The organism is Shimia sp. MIT1388 (assembly GCF_047124445.1).
Taxonomy (GTDB): domain Bacteria; phylum Pseudomonadota; class Alphaproteobacteria; order Rhodobacterales; family Rhodobacteraceae; genus Shimia.
Genome location: NZ_CP138921.1, coordinates 2569690 through 2585427, shown reverse-complemented (window position 1 = coordinate 2585427; position 15738 = coordinate 2569690). Strand labels below are relative to the sequence as shown.

The 15738-nt window shown below is 52.1% G+C and carries 14 protein-coding genes and 1 tRNA gene; 7 read left to right on the top strand and 8 right to left on the bottom strand.

What is annotated here, in order from left to right:
* Positions 1 to 27: 27 nt before the first annotated feature.
* Positions 28 to 102, top strand: a tRNA-Phe gene (locus SIB92_RS12840).
* 192 nt (positions 103 to 294) lie between these two features.
* On the opposite strand, the gene SIB92_RS12835 is transcribed toward SIB92_RS12840, so the two are convergent.
* The 4 genes from SIB92_RS12835 to SIB92_RS12820 form a co-directional block, all read right to left on the bottom strand.
* Entirely contained in the window at positions 295 to 2217 is a 1923-nt protein-coding gene (locus tag SIB92_RS12835) for a hypothetical protein (protein WP_412552421.1), read from the bottom strand.
* Complete coding sequence (locus SIB92_RS12830) at positions 2217 to 2732, bottom strand: ABC-three component system middle component 5 (protein ID WP_412552420.1); 516 nt, start codon at positions 2730 to 2732, stop codon at positions 2217 to 2219. Before SIB92_RS12830 ends, SIB92_RS12835 begins: the two co-directional genes overlap by 1 nt.
* Positions 2725 to 3927 carry an ABC-three component system protein gene (locus tag SIB92_RS12825; RefSeq protein WP_412552419.1) on the bottom strand — a complete coding sequence of 401 codons (1203 nt, stop codon included), beginning with the start codon at positions 3925 to 3927 and terminating at the stop codon, positions 2725 to 2727. The genes SIB92_RS12830 and SIB92_RS12825 overlap by 8 nt, the downstream gene beginning before the upstream one ends.
* Positions 3928 to 4003: 76 nt before the next feature.
* Positions 4004 to 4204 carry a hypothetical protein gene (locus tag SIB92_RS12820; RefSeq protein ID WP_412552418.1) on the bottom strand — a complete coding sequence of 67 codons (201 nt, stop codon included), beginning with the start codon at positions 4202 to 4204 and terminating at the stop codon, positions 4004 to 4006.
* A 254-nt stretch (positions 4205 to 4458) separates the two neighbouring features.
* Here SIB92_RS12820 and SIB92_RS12815 point away from each other — a divergent pair, with 254 nt between their 5' ends.
* From SIB92_RS12815 to SIB92_RS12805, 3 genes are all read left to right on the top strand, one after another.
* Positions 4459 to 5406, top strand: coding sequence for a hypothetical protein (locus SIB92_RS12815; protein WP_412552417.1), 948 nt, complete (start codon positions 4459 to 4461; stop codon positions 5404 to 5406).
* 174 nt (positions 5407 to 5580) lie between these two features.
* Complete coding sequence (locus SIB92_RS12810) at positions 5581 to 6009, top strand: hypothetical protein (RefSeq protein ID WP_412552416.1); 429 nt, start codon at positions 5581 to 5583, stop codon at positions 6007 to 6009.
* Positions 6010 to 6154: 145 nt separating this feature from the next.
* Positions 6155 to 6997, top strand: coding sequence for a hypothetical protein (locus tag SIB92_RS12805; RefSeq protein WP_412552415.1), 843 nt, complete (start codon positions 6155 to 6157; stop codon positions 6995 to 6997).
* Positions 6998 to 7235: 238 nt separating this feature from the next.
* Here the strand turns inward: SIB92_RS12805 and SIB92_RS12800 are convergent, their stop codons facing one another.
* Entirely contained in the window at positions 7236 to 7637 is a 402-nt protein-coding gene (locus SIB92_RS12800) for a hypothetical protein (protein WP_412552414.1), read from the bottom strand.
* Positions 7638 to 7924: 287 nt separating this feature from the next.
* Positions 7925 to 8134, bottom strand: a complete 210-nt coding sequence (locus SIB92_RS12795; protein WP_412552413.1) for a hypothetical protein — start codon at positions 8132 to 8134, stop codon at positions 7925 to 7927.
* Between the two features lie 642 nt (positions 8135 to 8776).
* Between SIB92_RS12795 and SIB92_RS12790 the strand changes: the two genes are divergently transcribed.
* On the top strand, positions 8777 to 10702 hold the full coding sequence (locus SIB92_RS12790; RefSeq protein ID WP_412552412.1) for a DUF3604 domain-containing protein: 1926 nt from the start codon (positions 8777 to 8779) through the stop codon (positions 10700 to 10702).
* 920 nt (positions 10703 to 11622) lie between these two features.
* Here the strand turns inward: SIB92_RS12790 and SIB92_RS12785 are convergent.
* Positions 11623 to 12336, bottom strand: a complete 714-nt coding sequence (locus SIB92_RS12785) for a hypothetical protein (protein WP_412552411.1) — start codon at positions 12334 to 12336, stop codon at positions 11623 to 11625.
* A 162-nt stretch (positions 12337 to 12498) separates the two neighbouring features.
* Here SIB92_RS12785 and SIB92_RS12780 point away from each other — a divergent pair, with 162 nt between their 5' ends.
* Both SIB92_RS12780 and SIB92_RS12775 read left to right on the top strand, forming a co-directional pair.
* A complete protein-coding gene (locus tag SIB92_RS12780) occupies positions 12499 to 13446 on the top strand; it encodes a tyrosine-type recombinase/integrase (RefSeq protein ID WP_412552410.1) in 948 nt (315 codons plus the stop codon).
* Positions 13447 to 13723: 277 nt separating this feature from the next.
* Positions 13724 to 14227 (top strand): hypothetical protein, encoded by a 504-nt coding sequence (locus SIB92_RS12775; RefSeq protein ID WP_412552409.1) that lies wholly within the window; start codon positions 13724 to 13726, stop codon positions 14225 to 14227.
* Positions 14228 to 14646: 419 nt separating this feature from the next.
* Here SIB92_RS12775 and SIB92_RS12770 read toward each other — a convergent pair whose 3' ends face one another.
* Positions 14647 to 15702, bottom strand: a complete 1056-nt coding sequence (locus SIB92_RS12770; RefSeq protein WP_412552408.1) for a YeeE/YedE family protein — start codon at positions 15700 to 15702, stop codon at positions 14647 to 14649.
* Positions 15703 to 15738 lie beyond the last annotated feature (36 nt).

Here is a 15738-nt window from a genome sequence, read left to right as displayed (position 1 = left end):
TGCACCCAAGGCGAGACGCCTTCCCGTGCCCGGGTAGCTCAGGGGTAGAGCAGTGGATTGAAAATCCTCGTGTCGGTGGTTCGATTCCGCCCCCGGGCACCATTTAAACCTAATAGCAGCAACACCTTGATAGCCATTTCAGTGTGTGCGGCTCTTACCATAACTGAGCTGGGTGCCGTATGGGTGCGTTGGCGACAAAGTTGTTGATCTTATCCGAAATTGCGCTCCGAGATTTCCATGACTGAGCGTCGGTCAAGTCCAAATTAAGAGAAAGAATGCTGCGGGTGCCGCAGTCTAAGACCGAGAAGCGCTTGTCTGAATATTGAGAGTTCGATTCTCTTTGGTGTATTCAGGCCCAACGATGTAGTCTTGGCGCTCTAGTTCAGGATTTAGCGTCGAGGTCGTCAAAATGATCTGATGCGGTTCGCTTTCTTCATCCATGAGATCAGCAATCACCTTTTGGAAGTTCCTGACCCGGTCACCTACCATACCCTTGTCCTCCACGTTGTCGAGCAAGAGCATTCTCGGGTATCTCATTTGCAAATCCTGTAGTGAAGACAGGAGCAAACCGATGAAAAGACTGTTTTTAACCACAACCATACCACTAGCACTTGTCGTGATGTTTGGATCACCGTTGATCGCGAACCAGTCGTCTTCAAAACTGAAGTCAAACTTTTCAAGCTCTTCAAAATCATTGTGTTCTTCGAGGTCCATCTCGAGAACACGCTTTGTCTGCTCAGAGATGCGGGTCTTCACCTGCCGCCGGCGCTTGTCCCGAGCCAGCTCCAATGCCTCAATTTCGTTCCTTAGCCTTTCCACCGCGCTAGAGGCGTTCTCTTTTGCTTCTTTGACCTCATTGATTTGCTGCCTAAGGTTGGACAGCTTGCTCAGCTCGTCCAATCGGGAATCTATCTTTCCGATTTCGCGGCTTTTATCTGAAATCAGGGCGGTTCGCCCATCGACGGAAGCATTTCTGACTTCGTCGAATTGCTTCATCTGGCGCGACATACTTGTCTTAAGGCGCGTAGCTTCCTTCTTAAGGGTGCTTAGCTTGTCCATACGCTTTTCTTGTAGGCGCAAGCTCTCAGAGATTTGCCCTTCGATGTCCATTCGGAGTTCAAAGAGCTTTGTGTCTTTATCCTCTTTTGGAAGCTCTTCTTTGCATAGGTGGCATTGGTGGTCAGACGTATCGGTCAGCGGCTGTAGGCATGCCGGACAAAGCTCAAAGGGAACTTCTCCAATCGCCATGTATGTTGCTGCGGTTCTGTCGAACTCTTTCAGGAGCTGCTCAAGGTGTTTAACAAACTGGTCACTATCAGAGATCTCGAAATCCAATGACGCAATTTCACGCTCAATGCCCACTAACCTATCACGCTCTTTGGTTATTTTGTCATAGAGCTTTCGACGCTCGCTCTCAGCCGATTTTGCTATTTGAGAACTGTCTATGTCTGCGCCGTGGAGATCTTCAATCTCCTTTTGAAGCATCGCTCTTCGCTGTGACAGATTGCTCCTTTCGGTTTCAAACGCACCCTCATTAAAGTTTTCGCCCAGATTTGCAGTGGCCCTCAACAAATTTGTGAGCTTCGTGTTGAGGTCACTTTCTATCTTTCGGTTCTCTCGCAAAGCAATACGCTTCGAGTAGAGCTGGTTGTTGCCGATCCCGCAAAGCAGTTCGGATACAGCTTCCCTAGTGTCTCGGGGATCAAAGTCTTCGCTTCGGAAAATGCGTTGGAATGGCGTGGTCTGATCTACGTACATCAGTCTTAGAATTTGATGCATCGTAATGTTTGAACCCTCATCTCCTGGTATCTCCGGAAGACCAAGGGCTCTAAACAAAACCTGACTAAATGTTTTGGAGTGATCGTTCCGTGTGTAAGGATACCTCTGCCAACCGTCCGCCGCGGCTTCAAGACCGTCCTGCAAACCTCCGAAATAGATGAACATGGGCCGATTGCTGTCGGTTGATACGTCTCTTCGAAGGGAGAGTTTGGTTCCGTTGGCTGAAACCTCAGCAAAGACAGTATCACACCTTTGGGCAACGGGCTTCCACTTGGTTAGGTTTCCTCCCAAGGCAAAGAAAATGAAATCTAGTATTGACGATTTTCCCGATCCGTTAGACCCGTGAATGATGTTCAAGCCAGCGTGAAACTTCTGATCAAAGGCTCGCTGACCAGCTTTCATTACAATCAGGCGATTGAGTTTGAGAATGGACGACATTACCTAAACCTTCCTCCCAACTCCAAATTTGCTCGCCGGAGCAAACCGGTTGGTCCATCCAATGGTATTGCGCTCAGCCCGTCAGTGACAAAAGAGAGCTGGCGCGAGTTTTCAGTCACAAACGCTTGCAAAACCTGATTCAACTCGCCTGGAATACCTCTTGAAGACAGCGTGAGGTTCCCCTCCTTAAACGCCTCGGCTGACAGTATGTTCTTTGCCACCAATTGGCGTAGCGCTGCTTTTTGGAAGACTTGCAATTCGCGAAACACTGTCCGGATATCTGGAAGGCTGACAAAACTGTCGCTCGGTTTGGGAATGCCAAGGTCTCGTAGCGATGACCGAAGTGAACCAAACCCTTGGTATTGAAGCTCGTGCAAATACTCCGGGAAAAGTAAGAAAGTATCGAGAAGGGATGCTCTTGGAACAGACAATTGCCTTGTTGTCGCCAAACGCAACGCCATCATCCTGAAACTACAATGATGAGGGTCTCTCATTGGGTGCCAAATTCTAATCATTTGGCTTCGTCCAGCTTATATGACAGTTGCCTGTCAAATAGTAGATTGCGCTGTGGATGTCCGCGATATTGAATAGGTCATTCGATGCCTGCTTTTCGCTGAGTGGTGTTAAAAGCTTCGAATGAATGGCTGTATTCACCATGACTTCGTCTGCACCTGAACGGATAAGGGGCGCAATATGAACCCGAAAAAGCGTAAGAACTTCGCTTAGAAATTGCCGATATTTTTGGCGTGCGCTGCCGGAAATGGCATTTCGCCTTACCATCTTATGGATTCGTTCCTTCTCTGCCTCGGCGTCGTCAATTTCCTGTTCACTCTTGCCTCCTTTTTCGAGCTTCTCAGCTAGTGAAAGTCGATCACCCTTAACCGTACTGATATAGTACTCGAGGTCATCAACAGAGACATGGTCATCTACGTCCAAACCCTCAGAATCAAACAGCTCCTCAAGGAAATTTTGGATACACACGTAGCCAAATTCGTCCTTCTGGCTAAACTTGCAGATGTCTCGATGGTTTGCGTCAACCGGGATGGGGTCACAGTCAGGTACGCCCGGATTTGCAGAGCCAGCGTCGACCACCATCGTACCGTTTGTATTCACGGTTTCATAAAATGCGCAGGATCTTATTCCGGAACCCGGCGCTTTGTTCTTGTACCAAGTGTTCAAGTCCATCAAAACGGCTCCGGCTTTCTTAAGCTCCGTGGTCTGTTTTGACGCAACACCGGGAATCAATGACAAGATTGAAGCCAACGGCGATCCGCTGTGAGGACTCGCTATGAAGACCACGCCTTTGCAGTTGTCGAAAATTGCGTTCTTTGTAGGCGTGGTTGAGCTTTCGCAAACGCGCAGCATAGCCTTGGCGATCACTCCACCGAGGCTATGGCAAACAAGAACCATTGGGCTTCTGCCAATCTTTTTCGCACGCAATAGCTCGGAAAGACTCGCGGCTACGGTAAGGAGAGAAAGGTCGGGACTATTCAGAAGCGCGCTATATTTAGATGTTGGGTAGTCCAAACCCCAAATCGAGATTCCCGGAAAAGCCTCTGCCAACCAAACTGGCCATACATCGCCGGAATCTCCTGATGGATTTTGCCAACAGCTTTCGAAAGCATCACCCAAACCATGCATAAAAACGACATCCACGGCGGGCAAGCCGTTCGGAGGAGTGTAAATTTCATTCAATTGAAAATCAGACAAGTAGTACCTGCGAAGGTTGATCAATTTTGATCTGACAATGCGCATATACTACATGTTGTGCAAGATGTCAGTTACTTCATAGAGCCAAGAGCTTTGCGCGCTTCTTTTTTATCGCTGAACCCTTGACCCACTGCCACGGAGTGCGCGGCTTGCGTGCCTTTGCCAGTTCCGGGTTTGCCTTAGCATCACTGACGGCAGCTCGCAGGCGTTCTCGAGCTTCGCGTGGATCAATCTTTAATATTTCGCACAGGGTTTTCAGCGTCACGATGTTGGCCATTTCTATCTCCAAAGTTGCTGAAGCAGATCAATAAGACGCAGATTGGTTCTCTTACAGTACCCACTCTTTAGACACTTTGTGCGTTCGGTCACGCGTGCCCTTTAGTTTTGCCGCTGACGCTTTTTGCTCGCGTTGGTTGATTTCGCGTAGAGTGCAGTTCTATGGCTTGCAAAAATGATATAAATCATATCATCTATCTTGCATCCCACTAAGTGATGCGATATCTATCACTTAGTGGGTTTGGAGATTGATTCATGAAAACACCGGCGTGGCATCAAGTTGAGCAGGACATACGCATCGGATTTGCAATGGTTGCAGATCTAGTGTGGCAAATTACTGGCGCCGATGGGCGTGGAGAGGCGGCGGCAAAGGCAGTTCTCGGCATCGATGAAGCTCCAGGCTATCTTTTGGCGGACAATCTTGATGACAGGGACACACTGAATTCTTTTGATGTCGAGAATACTGAGTTTTTCCAGGTTGCCAAAAAAGCGCATCGCTTGGTGTTGCCAGATCAGCGTCTCAATGACGTCGATGTAAGTGACAATCGCCTCTTGACGGAGCAGTACTTAAACTACTTTATTCGCGCGATCCCCCGTGACTCCGTTGGCGCCTATGACGCGCCTTACCTATTTCAGGATCCCGAAGGAGCTCTGCAAGTATTGTTGGCTCAATATAGAGCGAAACTTGATCTGGCGGAAATGGTTCAAGAGCTTGTCACGGATAGCAGCTCGGTTATCGGAGTCGGATTTACTCCTGCTGATGTAGCAGCACTGGGGCAAATGAACCTCCGATCAGTTCGCAACCACTTTGGCCCGAAGGGGAACAAGGCTATCAAATCGTATGTCATTGGAAGCAGTGCAGAGCGATCGGATCTTGTCATGGGCGATCCGCTGGACTCCCTTGAGTGGCTTGCTGCTCGAAGAGGTTTTCAGCCAGGTGGGATATCTCAAAATTGGGCCAACAAGCACCTCGAGAGGTTGAGTAGCTTAGAAAAGGCGGCTGCGTTTGCCGGAGTGTTCGCTTGGTGCAATAGCACTACTACCGAAGCCGCAGCACAGCGGCTTGGCTGGGAGCCTGAGAGATTTAGCCGATGGGTGCGTTCAGATGTTGAAAAACCGGGTGAAGCGGAGAAAGTCGCCTCTGTCATTGGCCTAGACCCAACCGCCTACGTCAGCACCATTGAAAGACTACTTTCAGACTGAACACGGACTGAGAATCTAAGAATGCGGCTGCCCCAAACGCAACTGTCGTGAGCGCGTTTGGCGACCGGTCTTTAACAAATTGATCCGGACTGAAGCCCAAGGGCTTCCAGCTCGGTGGCTTTTCATTGCCGCCGTCGATGGTGACGTGCGTCTTAATACTAGGAGAAAGGTTAAATGATAACACATATTGCAACCGCCATTGACCGAACCAAAGGGCGAGAGCCGCGCAAAATCCGCGTGAGGCTGGAAGCTAACAGTGATCCCGGTTGCCTTCTTTCAGCCATGATCAAATTCTCGGATCTTGAGCCTATAGAACTCATTGACGTGATGGCAGATGAAATCAGGCCATTCGCGGAGTTTATAGGGGAAGCGTCTGCGCGATTTGAATGCAAAGAGGTGTCTTTCCATCTTTGCGTAGGGGGCAAGATATCCTTGCAGACCATCGGCACTCCCACTCGTGACTATAGATCTGTCCAATACCGTTGTGTGCTTAGAACCGATCGGAGACTTGAAGAAGAAAGTTTCGAGCAGGTGTTCGAGTTTGATCCAATCGATCTCCAATATCTGGCCGAAGTGCTCCTGGAGTTGGCGGCGACCACATAAAAGCAGGATCGGGTCAATCGGCCGCTCAGCCTCAAGGCTGGGTCCGTAACTTCCGAACAGAAACCTATGGCGCACCAAACTGATTGCTCCTGATGAGCGGCAAGCAAGCTTGGTTTGCTTAACCTAATGAGTGAATGGAACAATAATGACTGAAGAGACAGGCACCCCACATCTTACGACATCTTTTGGAGAAAACTATCGGTTCTCGGACAAGCAGCTGCCAAATAGCACGGTTGATAAAGCCGATCCGAAAGAGCTCGTTCGATTGCTTGAAGCACTGGTCGCACAACAGATGGCGGCCAACAGCTTGAATAGCTATGATGATATCCGCGGCAAGTACATCGCTTTAAATCGCGCGTTGAACAGGCGCGGCCACATTGCCCCGCGTTTCAGGCCATCCTTGAGCGGCGGCAAACACAAGGTCAACAGGTCACATGATCAAAATCTGATTAGCAACGACCACCAAGTCCTGGATCTCGAATGGTTGAATTGTCAGTGCGGTTTCAAAGATGATTTTGCTCACCATTTGCCACCTCGTTGGGTCGGTATTTTTGGTCCAAACCTTGATTTCGAATTGGCTTCTCTTTTCGCAGGCACGGCCGGAAGCGCAGACAACAAAGCGGCGGACATATTGGAGCTGCCCTTGATTGCTCAGATGCAACTTAGGGCTATTCAGAGCCAGAAAGTCCGATATTGGTGGCGGGATCGCCGTCAGCAGATGGACATCCTTAGGCAAGGCATCCGCGCCAAGCAGCCGACTACATCAGCTTGGAGGGGCAATGAGGTCGTTTGGCCGAAGCGTTGGCTTGCTGCGAAGTGTGCTGGTTATGCCGGAGGCTCTGCTTCTGAATGGTCAGAGTTGATCGAAGGGGGAGCTGTCGCTCCAACCACCATATCTGGCGTCAAGAAACGTTGTGATACGATCTTGCGAGATTTCATGGCCACTAAAAAGAAGCCTAGGAAAGGTTTCGAAAAAACAGCGGCTTAGTATGATGCTACGATGCTTTTACTGCGGCAGTACGAACCCAGTGCGATGCTTGAAAGCAAGATTTCTACTTTTGCAACAATGTGTTACGCCTTCGCCGTCCGGAGCTTTACAACATAACTAAGTAACATTAAGTAGCTCAGTAGCTTGATAGCGGGTAACTAGTAATAAGGCGAGCACGCACATACTGTGGCTTCGCCACAGCCGCGCTGCTCGCGTATTGACCGGAGCCCTCCAATCTTCAATCAGCCTTTGAGTTTGTTGAAGCCACCTCCAGTAAGGTTTCCAGATACCTCCAAAGCGGACCAATTGCGTCAACTATGCCGCTTGCCTCGGTCGTTCGGAGAAGGCCAAGCAACCTCATCTCAGTGTCGCTGAGTGGCAATCCGAGAACATCCACCAGAACCTCGTGGGTTCCGGGGTGGTATTCCTCGATGGCGGTCATTAGGAATGTCTGTGCGTTAATCTCCAGTGTTTCGGAAAGTGCGGGAATCCGGTTCAATGGGACTCTCGTGATTCCTTGCTTCATCATGCTGATGACATTGGGGTTCCTCATGCCGATCCGGTCGGCAATTTCCCTTTGTGTCAACTCTGATGCATCAATCGCGTTGGCAAGTATCTTTGCTGTCGGGCTGGCGGTCATTCTCTTTCACCTCGTGAAGTCGTTTCGATGAGATGTGATAGAGCGCAGAAACAAGTCCTGGTTCGGCGTTTGCCTTTGGTCTGAGGCTCGTCCGATTACGCGCCATAGGGGCGCTGAGGTGCGCTTAGAAGCGAATTGGGAGTGTGTGCTTAGATAGGAGCAGAATTACGTTTACCGCGCTTCCTGCGCGCTCTCAGCGGCGGTATGGGCGCGCCTTGACGCCATGCGGCGGTCATTGTGTTCACATCTTCGGAAACCCACAGTCGCGCTTGTCTGCGGCTCAGTTTTTATCGCTTCAAAAGAGTTTCATAGGGCGTCAGATTGTGGCGGATGTGGTTCGTGACAACGATGCCCGCAGCCTTGGGCAGTGGCGCGTTTTCCCACTCACGAGCGGTCAGCTTCTGAACGAGGATCGGAATTTGGTCTTCAGGGCAAGACGGATATTCTAACGCGAGATAAGCGAGGGCAGTTTCTGCGTCGAAGCTGTGTTTTGTCATTGATGCTCTCTGCTGGCATGTTGATTACGGTTGGCCCAAAAGTGCGCCGACGACTTCGTGTGCAAAGTCGATGCCGAGACGTATCGAAGAGTGAGTAGTCCTAGATAGGCACGCCTGTATAAGGATAGGCAACCGGCCAGCGGAATTGGTTAGGCAATGCCCTATATGCTTGATCCAGACTGGCTAGGACTTCCTGTCAGGTGGTTGGCTGAGTAGCTCGGGAGTTGCGCGAAAGAGCCTTTCCCACACGGTTGACTGCGTCGATCCATTGCGGTCGCCTAAGCCTCGTGAAGCGAAGGTCTGGACTGAGCCCTTTTAAGGCGTCATACCGCAACCCAGTTGCTGCAACCGCATCAGGCGGCGCGCAGCCCAAAGCGGTCAAGACATGCCAGCACTTCGGGCGGAGAGTGGAAATTCGCCGCGGCTGCGAAAATTCCGCGTCAGACAGTCAAAGCGGCCATTCAAGCCTTGCCAGAAAAACTCCTAATGCTGAGCCGCTCACCAAGTTCTACGGTCCCAGAAAGAAGAAATTCAAGGACTTGGCTGACTTAGGACGCTACCCTATAATTCAAAGAATAGCTGTATTCTTGAACCCTTCGCCCGGGCGACTACTTTCTACGCAAATTTATTGGGGATTCTTCTATGAGTAAGTGCTCAATTCTGATGGCGCTAACCGCCATGTGTTTTGTTTCAGTCGAGGTAAATGCGCAGTTCATCCCTTCAGAAGGCTCGCTTGAAAGCCTTTACCCCGGCAAAGCCTATTCGCCCAATGCGCAGCGCAGCTTTCCGTCGCAGGTTTTTTGGGGTGATACGCACATTCACACTGGCCTGTCGATGGATGCCGGCCTCTTTGGCAATACGACTGGGCTTGACGTTATGCTGCGCTTTGCGCGCGGCGAAGAGGTTGTGTCAGCAACTGGTCATCCGGTCAAACTGGCGCGCCCGCTTGATTGGATCGTGACCACGGAACACTCGGACGGCATGGGCATGATCACGGACGTCGCAAAAGGCGCGCCAAACGTCATGAAGTCGGAACAGGGCGCGCGCTGGTCAAAGGGGCTTCAGGAAGGTGGCCAAGCCTCCATCGATGCCGCGTTAGATCTGATTACAACCTTCTCACAAGGCAAAATGGATCCGGATTTATTGGCAGACTATTCACCCGGCGCACCGATCTACGCATCTGTGTGGGACAGCATGGTGGATACGGTTGAATCCTTTAATGATCCTGGTGACTTCACAGCCTTTCACGGCTTTGAATGGACGTCTCTGATCCGGGGCAACAACATGCACCGCAATGTCATTTTTCGTGACAACAGCGACCGGGTTAAGCAAGTGCAGCCCATGGTCACGCAACCGCCTTTTGGCTCACCCGATCCGCGCGAATTGTACAAATGGTTGGAGGGCTACGAGGCCCAAACTGGCGGGCAGGTTTTCGCGCTGTCTCACAACGGCAACCTGTCCAACGGCATCATGTTCCCGTCTGACACAAGGTACAATGGTGAGCCTGTGGATGAGGCCTATGCAATGGAGCGCGCCAGATGGGAGCCGCTTTACGAAATTACCCAAATCAAAGGCGATGGAGAGGCGCATCCTGCGCTCAGTCCTGATGACGAGTTTGCCGAATATGAAACATGGGATGCCGGTAACCTGGATCTGTCGGAAGCCAAAACCCTCGAAATGCTTGCCGGCGAATATGCACGGGAGGCGTTAAAGCAGGGCTTTGCGATTGAGGCCCGCACTGGAGTGAACCCTTACAAATTCGGGTTCTCCGGGGCGACGGACAGTCACACATCTCTGTCGACAGCCGACAGTGACAATTATTTTGGCAAGGCCAGCAATGCCGAGCCGTCAAAGACGCGGATGTCCCATCCATTCACGGAAACTGAAAACGGTGTCTTCCCGGGGTGGTCGCTGGTCGCTTCGGGCTATACTGGCGTTTGGGCCGAAGAAAACACCCGGGCCAGCCTGTGGGATGCGATGGTCCGCCGGGAAGTCTACGCAACGACCGGCCCGCGAATGACTGTGCGGTTCTTTGGTGGTTGGGAGTTCAACGAAAATGACCTCCGGTCGCGCGCACCCGCCTTTGTCGGGTACGAAAAGGGCGTGCCAATGGGGGCGGATTTGCGTCCGGCGACTACAGATGCACCAACGTTTATGGTTTACGCATTGCGCGATCCAATTGGAGCAAATCTCGACCGCATTCAAGTTGTCAAAGGCTGGATGGATAGCAGTGGCACCCTGTCAGAGAAAGTCTATGACGTCGCTTGGTCAGATGACCGAGACCCCGAGGCTGACGGCAGGCTTCCAGCGGTTGGGAACACGGTCGATTTAGAGGCTGCCAACTATGAAAACTCTATCGGCGCTTCGGAACTGGCCACAATCTGGACAGACCCGGATTTCGACGCAGCAGAGCACGCTTTCTACTACGCACGCGTTATCGAAATTCCGACGCCGCGCTGGGTTGTTTATGACAAGGTTCGCCTTGGTGCTGAAATCCCCGAGGATGCGACTTTGATTGGTCAAGAGCGGGCGTATACGTCACCAATTTGGTATTCACCAAATGGCTGATTGGGTTTGTAGTTTTAGATTCCGGTTAAGACGCTTTTTAAAAAAGGTGCCGTCTCCGGAAGTCGCAGAGAAAGAAAACCCACCGCGATCTCACAACCAAGTCACCCAATCCCAAGGCTGTGTTAGGGCCAAATAACGTTGAAGAGCCGAGAACGGTCTTTGCTTTGCCTTGCGACAAAGAACGCTTTCTCCGCACTATGGAATGTCGATCATGGCACCTACATGCGTAGGCCGCGAAAGTCCGGATTGGCGCACTGCAAAGCAGCGAAGCAGTAGCTCGGTCAACGGCAGCTTAGGGCCGTTCACGAACCTTTTCAAAGTCCGGTCGCTGCGCGTTTTTGAAATTTGGACCTGCCCAGGTTGCGGGTTCAGTATACGGCGGTTTCGTCCCGCATTTGAGAAATTCGTTGAGGACACAGCTAGGGGGAGATTGCTTCTTGGTTCCCAATTCGAACTATCTTAATTTGAAAAGGGCTCTCACAGTCAGAGCCCTTTGTTCTTCATGCGGGTGTGCATTATCGTGGTGTTCCGGCCAACATGGGCTCACATGCAGCGGCGACCGCCGTGTTACCGAGGGAAGCCCCGCTGTCCGCTGCTATGCCCAGTATGAAGTGAGAATTCTTTCACATCAAGTACTCATCAACGGCTTAGGGATCTCAAACCGACTATTCGCGCCGGGGGTGATCAGGGGAAATGACGGGGTTAACAAGGGATGTCGGCTCTCGCTACTAAAATGTAACGAGGTATCGTCTGTTCGGTCGGCGCAGTCTCAACTCGCAAATGTAAGGTTGCAACGGCTAAACGGTCGTTCTTTGGATAAACATCGAAACCGACAAGCTGACCCTTATACTGATCCACCCTCGGCCCTTATCTTTGTGATCACCTTTGCCAGCTGAACACACGCGTCGTGGCTCTGTTTCCTATCCTCCCAAACGCTTGAGCATTCGGTTGACACCAGCTGGTTTCCAAAGCTTGCCGCGGGTGGTTCGCAGTCCTTCCGCGTTTGCAGCATCAGCAAGTTGCCGGTTGGAAACCTCATTGGACGTCGCTGCCAAACGATCTCGCAGCTCAGCAAGTTCTCTGGCTTTAGCATCGGCTGCTGAGCTCCGGACTTTCCTGGATGCGTCAACGGCCTTTTGAGTTTGCAACTGACGCTCGTCTTTTGCTCTGGGCGCACGCGGAGCCGGTGTTCGGGCAAACTTGACCGGGCTTTCTGCGGCGCAAATCAATGTTACTTGCGTCTGCGAAAGCTCACCCAAGAGTTTGGACGTCTTCAGGTCACGGATGTTCTCTTTGAAGTCCAGCAACTCATCCAATAGTGCGGCTCTGTCGTCGCCAGAGTGGTTCGCAAACAAGCGTCGGAAGTCGTCGATAAGGACTGTCCCGTTGTGCTTCTTGAAGGCCTTTAGGAGCTTCAGAAAGTTGGGGAGATCGGCCAGCTTTGAGAAGCTTCGTGCATAGTCGTAGGCGATGCGAAGATCGGCCAAACTCTCAAACTCTAAGGCTGCGCCGCGAAGGTTGGAGATTTGCTGTCGGGCGGCAGGATGGTTCTCAATCGAACCTTTGGGCTTTGGGCCGTGCGTCAGGAGGACGTATGCGTAAATCGAGGCAGTCTCTTTATGTTGCTGCAACATAGATGGGAGCCTGGATGTTTGACCGCTACGAAGGTCTAGCACAACCAAAGAAAAGTGATGCTTTCCCGCAACAAACGTAGTCAATCGAGGGAAAACGCCCGAAGGACACGAAACCGCTGACTAGCACAGATTGGTCGAAATCAATCCTAGGATGCCATCCTCATGTCTAAACAAACCAAAACCGTGTCCGATGCCTGCAACAGCTGGCTCAGAACTTGCGAGCGCAATGAGCTTGAGCGCTCAACTATGAAAGCTTATCGCAGTCATACCAAAATCCATATTGAACCAAAGATAGGGGATCTTCTGCTCGCAGATCTCTCGCGAGGTGATATCCGTGATTTCATGGATGATCTGCTTGATGGAGATGTCTCCCGCGCTCAGGTTAAGAAGATCATGGTGAGCCTTCGAGCTATCCTCACAGAGGCGGTTGAGCGCGAATGGGCGAGTCACAACGTGGCGGCCGAGGTTAAGCTTAAGCGTAACTCTCGATCCCACAGTAAGCGTGTGGAAGTTCCCACGAAGCAAGAGATCAAGAAGATAATTGCGAAGGCGCCCGACACGCACCGCGCGATGTTCATCACGGCTATTTTTACTGGAATGCGTATTTCTGAACTTAGGGGGCTGACGTGGGACGCGGTCGACTTTGATCGACGGGTTATTCAAGTGCGGCAGCGGGCAGACGAGTATTGTGAAATCGGTTTGCCAAAGAGTCGGGCTGGGACGCGCGAAATTCCGATGGCGCCGACGGTGTTTGATGAACTGTCAGTTTGGAAGGAAAACGCTCCGGAAAGCTCTTTAAATCTGGTTTTCCCAAACACTGTCGGAAAGGTTCAGAATTACTCCAACATCTACAATCGCGTGTTCAAGCCCATGCTCGTCAATGAAGGCATCGTTGATGAGAACGGCGAAGCAAAGTTTGGCATTCACGCTCTGCGTCACGCGGCGGCGTCGCTGTTTATCGAACAAGGCTGGAACCCGAAGAAGATTCAAACACTACTCGGTCACGCATCGATCACGATGACTATGGATGTGTACGGGCACCTGTTTGAGAATGCTGAGGAAGGCGTATCGATGTTCGAGAAGTTGGATGCTGATTTGATGGCCGCGTGAAAATAATCCGTGGCGGCTCCCCGGCCTGGTTGGTGCCGCTACCCATTTGCTACTCCAGACTTTGGATCATGTTCCTGCTTTGCTATTTGGGACCTAGAACGAGAGTTGGAAGGAGGTCAAGGGCAGATAGCGGACTTTAGCTTTGGTTTGCACCGAGGACAGCTATGCGGACAAAATGAGCTTTCGCCGCGACTGCACCAATCTCCTCTTACTTGTGGCGAAGGACAATCCATGCTGTGATTAGAGCGGCCCAATGGCACGCATTTGATGAAGGAAGATGATGTTGAAGCTAAGTTTGTTGATGGCAGTAATTTCATTAGCGGTGCCTCTGTCAGTTTTTGCCGAGGAACACGGGCACAATCAAGTGAGCACACCGTATGCCGGGTTCGAGGCGCGTGAGATCAAAAGCCTATCCGCACAGGATGTAGCCGAACTTCGCCGAGGCGGCGGCTGGGGGCTTGCTCTTCCCGCAGAGTTGAGCGGCCTTCCTGGCCCGGCTCATCTGTTGGAACTTCAAGAAGAACTCGCGCTTTCGCGCGACCAAGTTGCTGCAATCACCTTGATGTTTGAAGAAATGCAAGCGGAGGCCATCGCGGCCGGTGAGCGATTTATTGCGGCTGAAGCCGCCGTGAGCGCTGCTTTCGAAGATGCTGCAGTTCCGCAGGAAGAGCTTTCGAGCCTCTTGACCATAGCCGCTGAAGCCCGAGCTTCTTTGCGCTTAGTGCATTTGTCGAGACATCTCGCAACACCCGCTCTTCTGACCGATGAGCAAGTCCAATGATATAACGTATTACGCGGCTACTCAAACGACCCATGTGCTTCAGTACCAGAGGGACATGACCCAACTATGTGGCGGCGTCACAACGGATATGATGGCTGAGCCGACGTTAACTCGTTGTGCAAATAGACGAGCCGAGAATTCTCTCCTTCCGTACCTACGACGGGAGCGCGCCATGCAGCGCTTTCGATGGCTACGAAACTTGCAGAAATCTGCTTCCGTCCACGTTCCCGGCGTTAACCCGTTCAATTGGAAGCGTAGCCTCCAAATCAGACCAACTGTCATGCTGAGCGGCGCTGCCGTCCTCGCTGAGTGGCGCCAATGTTGCGCAGCTTCAAAGGCAGCGTCACTGTCTAAGCGGAGACTGGTTCGAATGAATCTGACAGCGCGGACCGGGCTGCTTGGCAATGCTATTTTCGAATTTATTCCGCGAGGTGCAAACCCGTGATCAGTTGGCGCAGGCCAAATGCGGCACCGATCATAATTGAGATGAACGCCACTGGCGCGCTGTAGGACAACACAGAAAAAGCAGCCAGGCCCTGGCCAACACTGCAACCCATCGCAAGGATGGCACCGCCGCCCATGAAAGCCGCACCGAGCATTTGGCGTTTCAGTTCGCGTGGATCGTCACAAGCTTCCCAACGGAAGTGGCCTTTGCGGATGGAGCCAATGAACGCGCCGAATACCACGCCCACAACCGAGCCGACGCTAAAGGACAGCTCGTTTCCGGAGGCGGTCATGGTGTAATAGATTGTGTCGCCAATTGGCGCTGCGAAGGAATGGGATTCCACCGGCTCGTTGCCAAAGCCAACCTGTGCGACCCAATAGGTGCCTATCCAGCCGGATACAATCACGCCGCCGACCACAACACCCCAGAAAATCATGTCAGGAGAGGTTATCATGCGCGGGGAGGCGATAGAGAATGCCAGTATGGCCGTGCCGATGATCAGGCCGGTGGCCAGTTCCGGAATGTTCAGTCCGGTGCGCAGGAGCGCAGCAAACCCTTGTGGCTGGGCTGCGCCTTCTTGGATGGGGAAGAGAAAAATGCGGACTGGGGCCAATGGGCCGGACATCACAAAATAGGCGGATAGACCGAGCACGCCAACAATGACAAAGGCGCGAATGTCGCCGCCCCCCAAGCGCGCAAGCGCACCGTAGCCGCAGTTGCCAGCGAGGGCCATGCCATAGCCAAAGAGCAGGCCGCCGATGATCGTGGCAAACGGGTTCCAGGCGCGGTCCAGATAGGCCGCTTCTATTGGGTCCATTGCACCGGATGACATTGCCCAATGGGTGCCAAGTATGGCCACGCCAATGGCCACGCCCCACATGCGCATGCGGCGGTCATCCGAGGAATATAGGAGGTCTTCTATGGCGCCGAGCGTGCAGAAACGCCCAATACGCGCAGCGAGGCCCAAAAGTAGTCCACCAATAAAACCGATGAGCGTGACGGCATTGGCCTCACCCAAAATGTCGAGCATGCGGGCTCCTCCCCAGGACCGGATGCGGATGTTGTG